The sequence below is a fragment of the Mesorhizobium sp. M4A.F.Ca.ET.022.05.2.1 genome, from assembly GCF_003998845.1.
Taxonomy (GTDB): domain Bacteria; phylum Pseudomonadota; class Alphaproteobacteria; order Rhizobiales; family Rhizobiaceae; genus Mesorhizobium.
Genome location: NZ_RZOJ01000847.1, coordinates 1 through 412 on the forward strand (window position 1 = coordinate 1; position 412 = coordinate 412).

Annotated in this window: 1 protein-coding gene; it reads left to right on the plus strand. The window is 63.6% G+C overall.

The annotated features are described in order from the left end of the window. The coding region (locus EN745_RS35770) for an FkbM family methyltransferase (RefSeq protein ID WP_145992371.1) at nt 1–240 on the plus strand (240 nt) is incomplete at its 5' end. Nucleotides 241–412: the final 172 nt, after the last annotated feature.

The window sequence follows — 412 nt, forward strand, 5'->3', positions numbered from 1 at the left end:
ACGCTGCAGACGCTGCTCGACCGCAACGACATCACCCATATCGATGCCTTCCTCGTCGACTGCGAGGGCGCGGACTGGATTGTGTTCGACCAACTCGACCTCAAGCGCTACCGCCCCGGCATGATCAAGATCGAAGTCGGCGCGCTGCCGGCGGCCGAGATCGGCCAGGTCGTGGTCAAGCTGAAGACCGCCGGCTACCAGGTCGGCTTCCAGGCCGAGGACATCTGGGCTTTCGCCTGACCGAAATGGGCTTTGACAACGAGCATGTGTGCCGGGTCGCGCCGCACCTGCGGCGTGTCGCAAACAGGCGGTAGCCCGATCATCGTCCTCTGCATATTGTGCCCCATTCGAACGGGCGCCGACGCGCCCGCTTTACCACTTTGGAGTCACGGGCAATGGCAGGGTTTCCGGA